Consider the following 15,800-nt stretch of genomic DNA (forward strand, 5'->3'; position numbering starts at 1 on the left):
GCGGGCTAGATGAAATGATCATCTCCCTCTACGCCGGTGGCATGACCGTCCGCGATATCGCCTACCATCTAGAAACCACCATCGGTACCCAGCTCTCCCACGACACGATCTCCAAGATCACTGATGAGGTGCTCGAAGAAGTCTCCGCATGGCAGGAACGGCCTTTGGAAGAGTTCTACCCGATCCTCTACCTGGACGCTATTGTCATCAAGGTCCGTGACGGGCACCAAGTGAAGAACCGGGCCGCGCATATGGCCATCGGTGTCACCGTAGAAGGCATCAAGCAGGTCTTGGGTATCTGGGTCACCGAAAATGAAGGAGCGAAGTTCTGGGCTCAAGTCTGCGTGCAGCTAGCTAATCGCGGGGTCCAGGACGTGCTGATCGCTTGCTGCGACGGTCTCACCGGCTTCCCAGAGGCCATTGAATCGACGTGGTCCCGGGCGACCGTGCAGACCTGTGTGGTGCATCTGATCAGGGCGGCAAACCGGTTCGTCTCCTACTCGGATCGCCGGGCGGTCAGCGCCGCGTTGAAGAACATTTACACGGCTCCGAGCATCGAGTCTGCGGCGAAGGCGTTGGATGATTTCGAAGCTTCCTTGTTGGGTCAGAAGTATCCGTCGGCGGTAGCTACCTGGCGTAACGCGTGGGAACGGTTCGTCCCGTTCTTGGCGTTTCCTCCCGAGCTGCGCAAGGTGATTTATACGAGGAATGCGATTGAATCGATGAACTATCAGCTGCGTAAGGTGACCAAAAGCAGGGGGTATTTCCCCTCGGATACAGCCGCGGTGAAGATGCTGTGGCTGGCGATCTGTAATATCGAGGACAAACGCGCTCGTGATCGGTTCAAAGAGGCTGCGAAGAAGGAGCGCACTCCGCGTCCTGGGGCTGGTGCTCATCTGGTGGAAGGTGCTGGAACTAGTGGCTGGAAGCAGGCGTTGCAGCAGCTGGCGATGGCTTATCCAGAGCGTATCGAACCGTATATGAACTAAGTATTACGAACCATTGTATTTAGGTTGTGACTAGGTCGCTTACACAAACAACCTGACAGGCCCACGGAACGTTGATTCTCGCTACTTTTCATGCTGTGCGTGTTCTTTCAATGATCAGGTCCAACTGCGCCACCAACGTTTCATGTCGTTGCACTACACTGTCCCAACCCCGTCGCCGCGCGTCCAGCGTCAAGATCATCGCATCCTTTCGCGGAGCCTCCAGCACCGGAAGATTCGTATCCTCAGTGCGAGAGCTAGGGCAATGCTCGCAAATGTTCGCATATTGGCAGGCTTGCTGAGTCGGGGACCTCAAACCGTGCCCGCCGGCTAGCCGGGACTTGATCGTCGCAGTTTCTTGCCACGAGCCGGCAGAAACATCGCTCACCGGAAGCAACGAACGGTGTTCGCTTAATTTCGGCAGCCCAATGCGTGACTTCGCCAAATCCAAAGCCCGCTCATATTCAGTGCGAACCGTGGAATCGAACAACGACGCGTGATGCAAGCTCATCTCGGCAGAGGCATGCACCTAAGCGCCATCAATGATTGCAACATAACCCCAGCATTGATCAATGCATCGCGTAGATATGGCGCAGCTGATGCGAGGAGAGATTACCCGGCCCGGACTCATCGGCCGCCCGGTTCAATTCAAGGCGAACAGCGCTTTCACCCAGCCGCCGCCCAGGATGCATGAAGAGGAACTGCGCAGGCTTGCCTGTGCTCGGATAAACCAACGGCTGGCCCTGCGAACGAGTAGCGATGATACGGTCCACCAGGGCCAACGTGTCCAGGTCCAACGGCACCATTCGCTCAGTTTTCATCTTCCCCAGCGGGACCTTCAACCACGTACCCGCCTCCGGCAACTCGTGAACGCAATCAAGCTCCAAGTCCAGCAGATCCCCGATGCGCAGCCCGCACGCCCATGGGAGCAACAGAGCATCCGCCGCTAGGCGATACTCCGAGGCCAGCGGCTCCTTGGATAAGAGCCGGTCAGCATCCGGGAGAAGTTGCAGAGGCAACGGTCGAGGCAACTGTGGAATATCCGAGCGGAAAAACAGCTGGCGCGGTGGTGCCTCTGGCTAGCGCCACTCGGTGATTTCCCGTAGGAAGTTCTCCGTGGCCCTGATCCGGCGCGCTTGTTCGGCTACCGAAAGAATCCCTGAGCTTTTCGTGTTAGGGCTCCGAGGACGAGACACCAGATACGGTTCAATATGCGTGCAACGCGTTAGCTGCGCCGGCGAGGCCGGAGATGGATCAATCGTGGTGACGAACTGCCCGAAATGCGCCAAACGTGTCGCCAGACTGCTCACTGTTATTCTTGCGCAGGTCACTTCCTGGCGCTCCAAATACTGCAGAAGAAACTGAGCGAAAGGACCATTCATCGACCCGACCCGGTCCTTGAGCGGCACGCGTTGCGTTCGTACACGTGGCGGGCCAGCCAGCAACTGTGCATGGAACAAGACTTGGCGCACGGAGGACCAGCTCTTCACTAATACCTTTGAACTTAGATGGAACTCGGCTGCAAGATTCATGCCCGTTTCACCGGCGAGGTACCGCTGGACAACTTCCTTCTTGACCTCGAAGGAATACGCAGTCTTGGTTGGCTTCTCCATAAGACAAAGCCTGCCATGTTACCGGCACCGATCGTAAAGCTTTTTCGTAGCCCTGTAACCAACGTCCCGGCGGTTGGATGCGGCGGTCGACCCCATGGCTGCTTCGAAGAGTTCAACGAGCCGTTCTCGTTGGCCCTCGGTTAATGTGCTGCGTGTGCGCATGAAAATGCTCCCCGGAAGTAGGCCTGATTTCTCAGTCCAACTTTCGGGGAGCAGTCCAATTTTGCCTAGGCCCTGTCTACTTTCACGTTTGGTTATTGAGTCCTACCCGTCTAACTAGACGAGGGGCTGGTCCTGACCTGACCAGGTGGGGCAATCACTCCACTAGGAACCAAATCTCCTTGAAGGGTTCGTGGAACTCCCAGGTGGACGTATTCCCGTTGGGCAGGAAAACCAAGTCCCCGGCGGATACGAACACGGGTTCCTGGGACTCGAGGCTGAGGCTTGCCGAGCCCTCGAGGACATAGATGATCTCGTTGTTGGTTAGTTCGTAGGTGGTCTTCGAGGGCTGACAAGTGAAGATCCCCGTCCCGAATTGGGGCGATGTGGTTCGTTCGAACAGCGTGTGCCCGTGTCCATCAGGATGGCCCTTGAGGACGGTAACGCCTTCTGGCTGCCATGACTCCATTTGTGCGGCGTCGGCGCTGATCTTCAGGATCTTATTCATTGGGTTTGCCACCCATGGTTTCGTTCGTGGAGGCGTTTTCCGTGGCTCTCCCCAAGACGTCCTGGAGCCAATCTGCCATTTCATATCGAGGGCGCATCCCGAGGTTATGGCAGCAGTGGTCGCCATCGGGCTCGACTATTACAGTCAAAAGCTCCGCTGGGATCAGTTCCTTGACTACATCCACAAAGTAGAGCGGTATCTCATCGTGCACGCCGTGAAGCACATATGTCGGGCAGCCGATTTGCGGCAGCACGTCACGGGTCTCCAGTGCCGCGCTTACGTGGAGTCGCGCTTCTTCCAAGGTTTCCACCTTGGATACGTATCGCCAGCTCTCCTTGGTAAGCGGAGTCTCTTCATCCCAGAAATCCATGTCCGAAAAACCACCCCAGGATACACAGGCCGCGAGTCGCGGTTCACAGGCGGCTGACTTCAAGGCGTAGTTTCCGCCTAGGCTTCGCCCCAGCACACCAATGGCATCAGAGTTGATCTCTTGGAATCCGATGAGCAGATCCAGGACCGCGGACGTGTACTTCTCGTAGTCCCCGGAGATCCGCTTATGTGCGAACATCTCTCCTTGTCCGGGCCCATCGAATGTCGCTGTTGCCATTCCGCGTTTGAGGACGAGGTTCTCCATTTGGAAGCTCTCCTCCTTGGTGCTTTCGAGCCCACCAAGCATGATGACTGCCGGGTGCGGTCCGGGTCCTTCGGGAAAACGGACGTAAACCGGCATTGGAACGCCGTCAATGACAAGCTCATGGCGTTCGGCCGCAGGTGACAACAGCGGGGCGGCTTCCTGGTACAGCTCGACCTTGCGCTTCTGGCCCTTCTCGCGCCGATCGTCGAACCAGAGGAATTGCGCGTACTGGGCGCAGAGGGCCGCTGACATGAAATACTCTCCGGCAGAAAGGCTGTGTCCCAGAGCCGTTTTCCGGGCAGCTTCCTGCTCGTAGCCGTCCGCGAGGTTCATCCAGTAATTGAACCATGTCACGTCAGCGGGGCGATCACGGGCACCCACCATGTCCGAGTAAGAGACGCCATCCAGAATCAGGCGACCCCAATTCAGCATCTCGTCTTCGGGCTTCAAAGTTGAAGTTCCACCCATGTTGTCTTCTCCCAGCATGTCGATTTCCGAATACCCCGCACAGGGGCTTGCGGAACGATCATGCTACAGAACTCGCAACAGGGCGCCTACGAACTGTAGATATTTGGTTGGTTTTTTTGTCGATGCATGAACATCGCACCCGTTCGTGCCGGTGGGATACTGGCTGAATGACGGCAAAGGCTAAAGCGACAGACCCTAAAAAGAACCCTTCCGAGGGTGGGCTGAGCAAAAAGAAAACTTGGATTGGACAAAAGGTATTACGACGTGAGGATCATCGTCTTCTGACCGGGGCGGCAACATTTGCCGGGGACATGTCCCTGTCCGGGCAGCTGCACATGAGGATCGTGCGTTCGTCCCAAGCTCATGCGAGCATCCTGTCAGTGGACGTGGCCGAAGCTGAGAAGCTTCCAGGGGTCCGGATGGTCATCACGTCCGAGCACACCCGCCATCTCGGATCCGTTCTACTTGAGGAGTTGGGGTACCACGAGATCTACGAGGACATCGAGGACTTCAGTCATCCGCTACTAGCTGTAGATAAGGTCCAGTACGTTGGACAGCCTGTCGTGGCCGTGCTCGCTACCGATCCCTATATAGCGGAGGACGCGGCTGAGTTGGTGTCCATAGAATACGACCCTCTCCCGGTAATCCTCGATCCGGAGGCGGCGCTCGATGGAGACATCAATTTGTTTCCCGGGCGCGGGAACGAAGGTGCTCGTATCACTAAGGCATATGGCGATACCGATAAGGCCTTTGCTGAAGCCGTCCATGTCATCAAGCACAAATACGTCACCAACCGGCATTCTGGCGTTCCGATGGAGACAAGAAGCGTCGTAGTTCAACCTGATCCTGCCCGGGACATCCTGTTCATCTGGGGGACGGTGCACGTCCATGACAACCGCAGGATCATTGCCAAGATGCTGGGTATGCCCGAAATCAACGTACGCATGAAGCACGTCGAGTTAGGGGGCAACTTCGGGGTGAAGGGCGGAGTCTACCCAGAGAACGTCATTGCGGCATGGGCCGCGAGGGAACTAGGCGTGCCCATCAAGTGGACCGAAGACCGCATAGAGCATATGGTGTCGACTTCCCATGCACGGGAAATGGTCCACAGGTTTGAGCTCGCGCTCGATGGCGACGGCAAAATCCTGGCTATGAGGGACGAGATCTTCCACAATCATGGGGCTTACTTCCGGCAAGCGGAACCGTTGGTCAGCGACATTACCGCCGGCATCGTTTTTGGCCCATATCGCATTCCGGCATACGATGTGACGCTCCATGCTGTTTTCACTAACAAGACACCCGTCGGGGCATATCGTGGACCGGGACGGTATGAGACGACCTTCGCCCGGGAACGTGTTTTTGATTTGGCAGCAGACCAAGTCGGCATCAGCACCACGGAATTCCGGCGTAGGAATCTCCTCACCGCCAGCGACTTGCCTTGGACCCCGGGCTTGGACATCGTCCACGAGCCATATCATTTCGATTCCGGCGATGTACTGAAGCACTTTGGCGAAGCACTCGAAGCTGCCGGTTGGTCAGAATGGATCGCTGAAAGCGAGCGGTGGCGTGCCGAAGGACGGAATGTGGGAGTAGGGGTGGGAATCCTCATGGATAAGGCAGGGTTGGGACTGTTCGAGACCGGTGGCGTTGAAGTAAGCCCTGCCGGGCGCGTCACGGTCACCAGCGGCGCTTCTTCTGTGGGGCAGGGAATTGAGACCGTTCTGGCCCAGATAGTGGCCGAGGAATTACAGCTCGCTCCGGATGAGATCGACGTCGTGCACAGCGACACGGAGCTCATTCCAGATGGAGTCGGTTCATGGTCCAGTCGGTCCACGGTCCTCGCCGGAGGCGCCGCCCGCAAGGCGGCACTCGCCGTCGTGGACAAAGCCAGGAGGCTGGCCAGTGAGATGCTGGAGGTTGACCCTGATGACCTTGAATTGGTTTCCGGCGCGTTCAAGGTCAAGGGGGCGGACAAACAGTTGTCCTTGTACGAGATCGCAGCTTCACGCGATCCCTACACTGCTCGTCTGGAAAATGACGAGCCCGGGCTCGCGGCCGATGCGGTGTATGTGAACAATTTGATGAACTACCCCTACGGCGTGACCCTGGTTCAAATCGAGCTCGACCCGGGCACGGGGGGACATGAGATCTTGCGATTTTTCACTTCAACCGAAGCCGGTAAGGTCATCAATCCCTTGACAACCAGGGGGCAGATCATCGGCGCAGCCGTTCAGGGCATTGGAGGGGCGCTCTACGAAGAGTTCCTTTATGAGGAGGACGGGCAGCCCATCACCACCTCGTTCATGGACTACCTGTTACCCGGTGCGCAGGAGATGCCGAATGTGGAGTACTTCGTCACCGAGGACGCCAAGTCCACGGACAACCCATTCGGTGCAAAGGGCCTGGGAGAAGTAGGCATCATCGCTGTAGGAGCAGCTGTTGCAGCAGCCGTAGATGATGCTATTGCAGACGGTATGCACACCGATCGGCTGCCCATAAAACCTGAGCACATCTTCACACGGCTTCAAGGTTTGGACAAAGAAGCTCGATAAATTGTGTGATCCGTCAATGGGGCATCTCCGTTCCCGCTGTAAGGATGGTCACATACAAGTTGGCAGAACGACACTCTGGAAAGGGTACAAAAATGAGTAAAGTTAGGCACGTTTTTGCTTGGCGGGTTTCCGCAGGAAACAAACAAGAAGAGATTGTAGAGATCCTCAATACGCTTCCTCCACGCTTGGAATTCATCAAAGGCTGGGAAATTGGAACCCACGCCGGCGATCCCGGTGACAACGGTGCCCCGTGGGACGGTGTGCTCATCTCAGACTTCGAAAGCTGGGATGATCTGGATAGGTACTCCACGGATCCGTTCCATCTAGAGGTGGTTGCAACGTTGATGCCCATGTTCGCCGATAGGGCCGTAGTCGATTACGAAGTCGAGGGCGAATAATGGGAAAGAGAGCAGATGTGAAGGTTGCCAATAGCCCTTGGGGGCCCGATGACGAGCTGGGAGCGCTCAATCTGCTCGACCCGTCCGTCCGGGCGGATGTCCTGCAACGAGCAGACCCCGCCCGGGTGTATGACCTCAGCATCGACTATTTTGTGGGGATGCCCAGCTTCCAAGGAGCGGGAGATCCCAGCTACCAGATCTTCATGAGCCACACTCCCCAAGGCACTGTCGTCGATAACCTCAATGGTGCCGGCTCCAGCGTTAACAAGCACGTGTGCTACTCGGGTGACGTCGTCTTCATGTACACCCATACGGGTACGCACATCGATGCATTGAATCACTTCGGAGTCGACGGGGAGATCTATAACAAGTTCAAGTCCGAGGATCATCTGGGCAGCCGCGCCTGGACCAAGGGGGGAGCGGAAACAATTCCGCCCATCATCACCCGCGGAGTATTGCTGGACATCGCTGGGCTCAAGAAAGTTGACTGTCTTCCGGACTCCTATGCCATCACTGTCGCGGATATCGAGGAGGCCCTTGAGCAAGCCGGTCTGACGCTGCAGCCGGGTGACGTTCCATTCGTCCGCACAGGACGAATGCGCTATTGGCCTGATGGAACAAAGACGCTCGGCAGCCCTCCGGGATTGAGCCTGGAGGCTGCGCGATGGCTCACCAGCCTGGACATCTCCGCTATTGGTTCAGATCAGGAATGCGTTGAAGTCGGACCTTCGGAGCACGAGGACAATTGGCTCCCTGGGCACACGCACTTCCTTGCCCATGCAGGTGTCCCCATGGTTGAACTATTGAACCTGGAGGAGCTCGCTGCTGACGGAGTAGACGAATTCTGCCTCATCGCTGCACCCATCAGGCTAAGGGGGGCAACCGGGGCTCCCATGCGTCCTCTTGCCATGGCACTTAGGCCAAAGGCATGAGCCCCACGAGCGGACGTGTTGCGATTGTCGGAGGATCCATCGCCGGCCTGACCGCGGCGTTGAGTCTTCGAGATGCTGGCGTTGAAGTGGACGTCTATGAGCGCTCCCCCCAGCCTTTGTCTGGGTATGGCACAGGTATTGTTGTCCAGCCCGAATTGGTCCGCTACCTTGTCGAACACGGCATCGACCTCTCGTCGCTGAGCGTCAACTCGACCGCGATGGCATATGTCGACGCGCTGACCGGCAATACCTTCGGGTCCATCCCCGCGGAGTGGCGCTTCACGAGCTACAACACCATTTACGGCGCGCTCTTGAAGCTCTTCGGTCTGGAGAGGTACCACAATGGCAAGTGTCTCGTTGGAATCGATCAGGACGCAGACATCGTGCGGATGCGCTTCTCGGATGGCACCTCCTCTGAAGCGGACTGGGTTATAGCTGCGGATGGCAGTTCTTCGGTGGTTCGGAAGCGCCTCCTTGGTCTCGAACCCCGATATGCCGGGTACGTGACCTGGCGTGGGCTGCTTCAGACAGGAGAAGTAGCGGATGATGTTTGGGACTACTTTGATGGAAAGTTCACATATGGGTTGCTCGAAGACGGGCATCTCATTGCATATCCGATCCCAGGGCGCGATGAGGGGGAACCACGGCGGCTGAACTTCCAGTGGTACTGGAATGTGACCGAAGGGCCTGAACTCGATGAGCTGATGACCGATACCAGGGGAACTCGGCTAGCAACGTCGGTCCATAACAAGGCCCTCAACCCGTACAGCCTTGACCAATTGCATACTCGTGGCGAAAAGCTATTCGGTCCCTTCCGGGACCTAGTAGTGAATGCACCATCGCCTTTTGTCACCGTCGTGGCAGATGCCACGGTTGATCAAATGGTCCATGGGCGCGTCATACTGATCGGCGACGCAGCTGTGACTCCCCGGCCACACGCTGCCGCTGGCGGCGCCAAGGCATGTGATGACGCACGCACGCTTGCAGAGGTATTCGGCCATGGCGGCGACCTACGTACGGGCCTGCAACGATGGGAATCTCGGCAACTCCAGCAGGGCCACGCCTACGTCCAAAAAGTTCAGGAAATGGGTGCTAGATTGCAACACGGAGGGAATTTTGAACCCGGGGATCCTGCATTTAGGTTCGGACTTCCAAGCGGTGTTCCCTCAGCTGGGCTCTGACGATTCTTAATCCTAAGGAAAAAACATCATGGAACTAAAAAATATCATCCCGATCCCCGTCTCCCCTCAAGAGGCGTGGCCAATTTTACTTGACCTAGAACGTATCGCTCCGATGATCCCGGGGGCGTCAATCACCGGCGTTGACGGAGACGAATTTGAGGGCAAGGCAAAGATCAAGGTCGGCCCGATCACCGCCGAATACGTAGGTGTCGCACGCTTCTTGGAGCTCGACGAAAAGGGACACCGTGCGGTAATCGAGGCTCGTGCGAAGGATGCCCGGGGTCAAGGAAACATGAAAGCGACGATCACGGCGCGCTTGGAGCCGGACGCCAACGGATCAGTTGTCATAGTTGAGACCGAACTCGACATGACGGGGAAATTGGCCCAATTCGGAAGAGGCGTCATCACAGAAGCGGCAACTGCCATCCTCGGACTATTCGCCCAGAGACTAGCAGCGGAAATGACTGGTGGGAATAAGCAAAGCAACGTCAATTCCGCCGAGCAGTCTGCTACTACAAGTCCTACACATCTGACCCGGCCGGCTCCGACGGAACCGGAGGCCCTGGATCTAATCAAGTTAGCGAAGGAAACTCGGGCGAGCAAGAAGGTTGTTTCGGCTGAAGGGCAGGCAGTCGGACCTTGGTTGCCCGTGCTGATATCCGTTCTGGCGGCTCTGGTAGCTGTCTTTGCTGCCGGCATCGCGGTGGGAAGCAACCGAAAGCCATGAGTTCGATGGTGCGTCGCGACGTATCGACTGCCGCGGGGCAGCTTAATGTTGCCGCCGTCCAGATCGAATTCGATGACACGGAGTCGCTCGAAGCCAGGATCTTGCGCGTGGAACGCCTAGTATCGGGCATCACCGGCGCCGACCTCGTGGTTCTTCCTGAACTGTGGCTACACGGCGGGTTTTCTTACGACAGCTGGCGCCGGAGTGCCATCTCACTCGAGAGCGACGTCCTTGCCCGGATGTCTGAACTTGCCAGAATTCGGAAGGTCTGGTTGCACGCAGGGTCCTTCATGGAGACGCTTGCAGATGCAGACTCCGACATGTGGAATACGTCCATCTTGTTCGATAATTCCGGCAACTTGGAAGCGACCTACAAGAAGATCCACCGCTTCGGGTTTTCCGATGGAGAACCCAAGCTGATTACGGCTGGGAGCAATCCGGTGGTTGTACCGGTTCGAACGGATTCGGCAACGGTTAGAACGGGACTGAGCACTTGCTACGATCTCCGGTTTCCCGAGTTATACCGGCATATGTCGGCTGATGGCGCAGCCTTGAATCTGGTGCCTGCGTGTTGGCCATTGGCACGAGTGGAACATTGGAAAACCCTTGGCCGAGCCCGAGCAATTGAAAACCAAGCGTTTGTGGTCCAATGCAACATGACCGGTTCGGATCAACAAGAGGAGCTCGGGGGACACAGCCAGATCGTCGACGCGAATGGGACCGTCCTGGCCCGCGCCGGACGGGAGGAAACGGTGATCCAGGCCCAACTCGACCTGGACATTCTGGCCGAAATGAGGCGCTCGTTCCCGGTCCTGCAAGATCAGCGGGAAGATATCTGGAGCATGCAAGGACTGTCCGGAAAAGGAGCTTGCTGCTAGTCGGAGCAGTGCCTCCAACCCAGACTAGGACCTCGTCCAGTAGTGATACTACTGAAACTAACCAGCAAGGCTAACGAATGAGCAATGACAACCCGGTACTCAAACCTCGGGATCCAAGAGAGATGGCCGCGTGGCTCAAGTCGGCCAATTACCTGGCTGACGAAGGATTGTCCACCACGGTGTTTCTCGCCGTGGCGATGGGACGGCCTCTGCTTTTAGAGGGGGCGCCCGGAACGGGGAAGACATCGCTTGCCGAGGCACTTTCGGAGTCCTTGAATGTGCCGTTGATCAGGCTGCAGTGCTATGAGGGTATCGAATCGACACAAGCGCTTTATGACTGGGACTTCTTAAAACAGATCCTCCACTTGCGAACCCTCGAGACCTTGGGATCAACGGAAAGCCTGGACGAACTGGAGCAATCCCTGTACACGGAGCGTTTCCTGTTGCCCCGGCCTATCCTTCGAGCGCTTCGCGGCGGGCCAGCTGTCTTACTGATTGACGAGGTTGATCGCTCCGATGATGAATTCGAGGCGTTCCTCTTGGAAGTACTTGCCTCAAATCAGGTCTCAATACCGGAGCTGGGAACCATTACAGCCCAGGTTCCACCAGTGGTCATCCTGACTTCCAACCGGACGCGAGAGCTACACGAGGCGCTCAAACGACGGTGCTTCTTTCAGTGGATTGACCACCCTGCTCCGGCCCGTGAGTTGGAGATAATTATGACCCACCTACCCGATATTGAGGAGAAATTGGCCCAACAGGTCGTTGACGTTGTCCAATCCCTGCGCAATGAGGGACGCCTCAACCGATCACCGGGAGTAGCTGAAGCATTGGACTGGGCCCAAGCCCTGAGTAGGTTAGGAAGCCAAGAGGTTGACGAGGACACAGCCGTGTTGACAATGGGTGCGCTCTGCAAAGACCCGGATGACCACGAACTTGTCTTGAATACCGTAAAATCCGTCTTCCCCTCCTGAGCGGATCGTGGCTGGCATGCACTCAGAAGTTGGGCTTCAGATCTTTTACGGTTTCATAGCCGCGCTTAGGGCAGAAGGACTAACCATCGGATCTGACCAGATCCATGTATACTTCGAGTCCCTCGACGTCGTTGCCTTAGATCGACGAAGTGAGGTGTTCTGGGCAGGCCGCGCAACGCTGTGCAGGAACCGATCTGATTTCGCGGCATACGACCGAACATTCAAATCCTGGTTCTCTTCGGGGCAGCCTTCACTTGTGCCTCTTCCGGAAACGCAAGTAGTGGGTTTGCCTGACTCCGACGGTGATGGTGACGGAAGCGGGAGCAAAAAGGAACAGCAAATTGCCCTGGCGAGCAGGGAGGAGGAGCTGGGACACCGTGATGTGGCTACGATGTCCGAGGAAGAGCGGCGCTACCTGGCCGAAGCCTTTGCCACCCTGCCGATTAAGGTCCCCACGAAGAAGTCCCGTTACCTCCATGCTCATCAACACAAGAGCATTGATGCGAGACAAACGGTGCGGGAACAACTACGCAGGGCCGGCGAACCTGGCCCTCTGCGTTACCGACGCCGTAGCAAGCGCCCTCGAAAAATTGTGCTGATAGTCGACATCTCGGGGTCCATGAAGGCCTACGCCGACAGCTTCCTGCGCTTCGGGCATCGTCTCATGGCTGCTTCACGTGAGACCACCGAAGTGTTCTCCATGGGTACCCGCCTCACACGGGTCACGGCCGCGCTAAAGCATCCGAACCCCGACATTGCCCTGACGGATGCCGGCTTAGTCGTCCCCGACTGGTGCGGCGGAACCCGTCTGGGCGAGGCTTTACAGGCTTTTGTCCACTTATGGGGACAACACTCGATGTTGCGGGGAGCAGTGGTGGTCATCGCCAGCGACGGCTGGGAACGCGGAGACCCCAGCGAGCTGGCTGCCCAAGTGGCCCGGCTCCATCGTCTGGCACGTTGTGTGATTTGGTCTAACCCACATCGTGGAAAGCCTGGATATGAACCCATTCAAAGCGGCATCAAGGCGATATTGCCCCATATCGACGACATGGTGGCTGGCCATTCACTAGCTGCGTTTCATGAACTAGCAGAACGGATATCAAATGCGTGACGTCATTGAGGCAGTAGCAACTTGGACCGAACAGGGAGAGAGCTTTGCGCTGGCTACTGTCGTCAACACCTCTCAGTCTGCACCTCGTCCAGCCGGGGCGTCGATGGCCATAGGGATGAAGGGAGAAGCCGTTGGCTCGGTATCCGGGGGATGCGTTGAGGGTGCCGTCTACCAACTCGGCCAGGAAGCCATCGAAGACGGCGTCCCGGTACTACAGCGCTTCGGTTATAGCGATGATGACGCCTTCGCAGTTGGTTTGACCTGCGGTGGCATCATCGACGTGTTCATAGAACGTCTCACCCGACAGTCCTTCCCCGAACTCCCGGCCGTCATAGCTGATATTGAGGTCGGCAACCCTGTGGCAACAGCCACTGTGGTTGAGCATCCCCAACCGGAAAGGATCGGCAAACGTTTGGTTGTCTGGCCAGAACGTGCTTCCGGGACGTTGGGTAGCCCCCATCTTGATCACGCGGTGATCGACGATGCCAGAGGGCTCCTTGCAGCTGGGGAATCTACGCTGCTCATGTACGGGCACGATGGAGAACGGATGGAAACGGGAGCAAAGATATTTGTTTCTTCTTACCAGCCCAAACCGCGGATGATCATTTTCGGGGCCATTGACTTTGCCGCAGCCGTAGCCCAAGCGGGTTCGATGATTGGATTCGAAGTTACTGTCTGCGACGCCCGAGAAGTATTCGCAACAGTCGCACGATTCCCCTCGGCTGACGAGGTCGTCGTCTCCTGGCCCCACGCCTACCTCCAACAGGAGCTAGCGAAGGGCAAGGTCGATATACGGACAGTCATCTGCGTGCTGACGCATGATCCCAAATTCGATGTTCCAGTACTGGATATCGCGCTGCGGCTGGAAGGCTCCGAGAAACCTGCCTACATCGGTGTCATGGGTTCCCGGAAAACACACCATGACAGGCTGGCCAGGCTCCAAGACGCGGGAATCAATCCAGCACAGCTGGCCCAAATGCATAGCCCGATCGGGCTCGATCTTGGTGGTCGTACCCCGGAGGAGACGGCAATTTCCGTCGTTGCCGAGATCATAGCAGAGCGATGGGGAGGCACCGGTCGCCCCCTAAAAAATCTAGTTGGAACTGTGCACTCACATTCAGCGTAGCGCCCGTTTTGCTACAGGAATGGGGCGCTATAGTGCGCCTAATATCCCACCAGGGACTTGCGAAGAGCGGAAGTAGGGCGTTGCAGCCTCCCGAACAGGACAGGAAGAACGATGTCGAAGACAGACCAGTTGTCAGAGGTTGCAACGTGGGTCGAGCCGGAATCCGAAAGACCATTCGATCTCCAAATGCTAGATATAGGAGACTGGATACAGACATGGGAAGATGGCGTCCCAAGCCATTCGGGGATTCTGGACGATAGTGCTCCCGCCCTAGGAGTAGTCTGGATCAGACGAGAAGGATTAGGGGAGAGGAAGCTCGTCCATTGCCCTACATACCGGCTGCATAGAACAAGGAATAACCACTGGGAATTGAAAATCTTCAAAGGTGAAGCATAAACATGGCGCCGCAGAGGGCAACGGGCGTGCTGTTGGCAGCCGGGGCCGGGACCCGTCTGGGTTTAGGCCCCAAGGCGCTCCTGATCCACCAAGGACGTCCGCTCGTCGAGACGATAGCTGCCTCGCTTTTTGAAGGTGGCTGCCATGACGTTGTCATAGTACTCGGCGCAGGCGCATCAATGGTCATGGACAAGGCGAAACTTGATCCCTATCGGATAGTGGTCAATGACAACTGGGCGTCAGGCATGGGCAGTTCTTACCTCGTTGGTGCTGCCGCAGCTTCTCCTCGAAACGATCTTATGCTGGCTTTGGTGGATCAACCGGGCCTTAACGCTCGTATTGTCAGCCGGCTGCTCATGACCCATCGTCCGGGGCGCATTACTTCGGCCGCATACGCCCACCCCGATCAACAGGGGACGCTCCGTCGTGGCCATCCACTAATTATTGACGCAAAGCTTCGAGATGCCGTGTCGAGCACAGTGAGCGGTGATGCAGGCGCCAGAGCCTTCCTCAGGGATAATCCCAGACTGGTAGACCAAATTGATTGCAGCGATCAATCCACAGGAGAAGACATTGACACTGTGGAGCAGATGCGGCGTCTGCTGTAACGCGAAGAACCCGCAGCGCCAGGGGCACACCCCGGAAACCGCTGGTCTGTACGGCTGTGAGAAAACAGTCGAATCTGTAGAGGCGTAGTAGTTTTCTGGTACGTCTGTCTAGCTGGTGTCGCGTTGACGGGTTCAGAAAATCGACCACCTGCTGTAATTACAAGCGGTCCGATACATTTCGCACACATACCATCGTCGGCGTCATTGCCGCTGCAGGCGCGTCCGGACTCATGATGCAGGACCGCTGCGCCGGAGTGATCACCCGCTTATCGACAAATGTTGGTTTTGTGAGCTTTCTCAGTTCCGGGGCATGAATTTGGGTGGTTTGGTGTGCCGTCCCGGGTTTATGGCCGCTGTCTTCTTGAAAAAGACGGCCATCATGCCCGGAAGTATCCTGGTGAAGGCCGCGACCGTGCCGTGTATATGGCCGTAGGCCGGCCATCCGAATACCCCTTGTTGGGTCTGCTGAAGGTTTGGTTGACACCAAGGCTTATGCGGAGGTAGCCCCTGAGTGGTGGACACCCTGTTACTGACCCATAATGGTCAGGG

13 protein-coding genes and 2 pseudogenes are annotated in these 15,800 nt (G+C 57.0%); 11 read left to right on the forward strand and 4 right to left on the reverse strand.

Annotation, left to right across the window (positions count from 1 at the left end):
• On the forward strand, positions 1-989 hold a 989-nt coding region (locus ANI01nite_RS15980), incomplete at its 5' end, for an IS256 family transposase (RefSeq protein ID WP_141359194.1).
• A gap of 566 nt (positions 990-1,555) precedes the next feature.
• Here ANI01nite_RS15980 and ANI01nite_RS15990 read toward each other — a convergent pair.
• The 4 genes and pseudogenes from ANI01nite_RS15990 to ANI01nite_RS16005 form a co-directional block, all read right to left on the reverse strand.
• Positions 1,556-2,017 carry a tyrosine-type recombinase/integrase gene (locus ANI01nite_RS15990; RefSeq protein WP_307723218.1) on the reverse strand — a complete coding sequence of 154 codons (462 nt, stop codon included), beginning with the start codon at positions 2,015-2,017 and terminating at the stop codon, positions 1,556-1,558.
• Between the two features lie 447 nt (positions 2,018-2,464).
• Positions 2,465-2,608: pseudogene (locus ANI01nite_RS17090) on the reverse strand (IS3-like element ISCod1 family transposase); the annotation flags it as partial.
• Between the two features lie 307 nt (positions 2,609-2,915).
• Complete coding sequence (locus tag ANI01nite_RS16000; protein WP_141359200.1) at positions 2,916-3,266, reverse strand: cupin domain-containing protein; 351 nt, start codon at positions 3,264-3,266, stop codon at positions 2,916-2,918.
• A pseudogene (locus ANI01nite_RS16005) lies at positions 3,267-4,368 on the reverse strand (alpha/beta hydrolase family protein); the annotation flags it as partial. It abuts the gene before it with no gap.
• Positions 4,369-4,535: 167 nt separating this feature from the next.
• On the opposite strand from ANI01nite_RS16005, the gene kdhC reads away from it, so the two are divergent.
• The 10 genes from kdhC to nboR all read left to right on the forward strand — a co-directional run bounded on the left by kdhC (position 4,536) and on the right by nboR (position 15,251).
• Entirely contained in the window at positions 4,536-6,920 is a 2,385-nt protein-coding gene (kdhC, locus tag ANI01nite_RS16010) for a 6-hydroxypseudooxynicotine dehydrogenase complex subunit gamma (RefSeq protein WP_141359202.1), read from the forward strand.
• Positions 6,921-7,012: 92 nt separating this feature from the next.
• The gene (locus ANI01nite_RS16015) at positions 7,013-7,318 is read left to right on the forward strand and encodes a Dabb family protein (RefSeq protein WP_141359203.1); all 306 of its coding nucleotides are present in this window, start codon (positions 7,013-7,015) and stop codon (positions 7,316-7,318) included.
• A 17-nt stretch (positions 7,319-7,335) separates the two neighbouring features.
• Entirely contained in the window at positions 7,336-8,250 is a 915-nt protein-coding gene (locus ANI01nite_RS16020) for a cyclase family protein (protein ID WP_255314576.1), read from the forward strand.
• Positions 8,247-9,431, forward strand: a complete 1,185-nt coding sequence (locus ANI01nite_RS16025) for an FAD binding domain-containing protein (protein ID WP_141359207.1) — start codon at positions 8,247-8,249, stop codon at positions 9,429-9,431. Before ANI01nite_RS16020 ends, ANI01nite_RS16025 begins: the two co-directional genes overlap by 4 nt.
• A 28-nt stretch (positions 9,432-9,459) precedes the next feature.
• The gene (locus ANI01nite_RS16030; protein ID WP_141359209.1) at positions 9,460-10,158 is read left to right on the forward strand and encodes an SRPBCC family protein; all 699 of its coding nucleotides are present in this window, start codon (positions 9,460-9,462) and stop codon (positions 10,156-10,158) included.
• Complete coding sequence (locus tag ANI01nite_RS16035) at positions 10,155-11,036, forward strand: carbon-nitrogen family hydrolase (protein WP_141359211.1); 882 nt, start codon at positions 10,155-10,157, stop codon at positions 11,034-11,036. Before ANI01nite_RS16030 ends, ANI01nite_RS16035 begins: the two co-directional genes overlap by 4 nt.
• Positions 11,037-11,113: 77 nt before the next feature.
• Positions 11,114-12,010, forward strand: coding sequence for an AAA family ATPase (locus tag ANI01nite_RS16040; protein ID WP_141359213.1), 897 nt, complete (start codon positions 11,114-11,116; stop codon positions 12,008-12,010).
• 16 nt (positions 12,011-12,026) lie between these two features.
• Positions 12,027-13,121 carry a vWA domain-containing protein gene (locus ANI01nite_RS16045; RefSeq protein ID WP_141359215.1) on the forward strand — a complete coding sequence of 365 codons (1,095 nt, stop codon included), beginning with the start codon at positions 12,027-12,029 and terminating at the stop codon, positions 13,119-13,121.
• Positions 13,114-14,247 carry an XdhC family protein gene (locus ANI01nite_RS16050; protein WP_141359217.1) on the forward strand — a complete coding sequence of 378 codons (1,134 nt, stop codon included), beginning with the start codon at positions 13,114-13,116 and terminating at the stop codon, positions 14,245-14,247. Before ANI01nite_RS16045 ends, ANI01nite_RS16050 begins: the two co-directional genes overlap by 8 nt.
• A gap of 398 nt (positions 14,248-14,645) precedes the next feature.
• A complete protein-coding gene (gene nboR / locus ANI01nite_RS16055; protein WP_141359219.1) occupies positions 14,646-15,251 on the forward strand; it encodes a nicotine blue oxidoreductase in 606 nt (201 codons plus the stop codon).
• The last annotated feature ends 549 nt before the right edge of the window (positions 15,252-15,800 follow it).

This window comes from Glutamicibacter nicotianae, from assembly GCF_006539525.1.
GTDB lineage: Bacteria > Actinomycetota > Actinomycetes > Actinomycetales > Micrococcaceae > Glutamicibacter > Glutamicibacter nicotianae.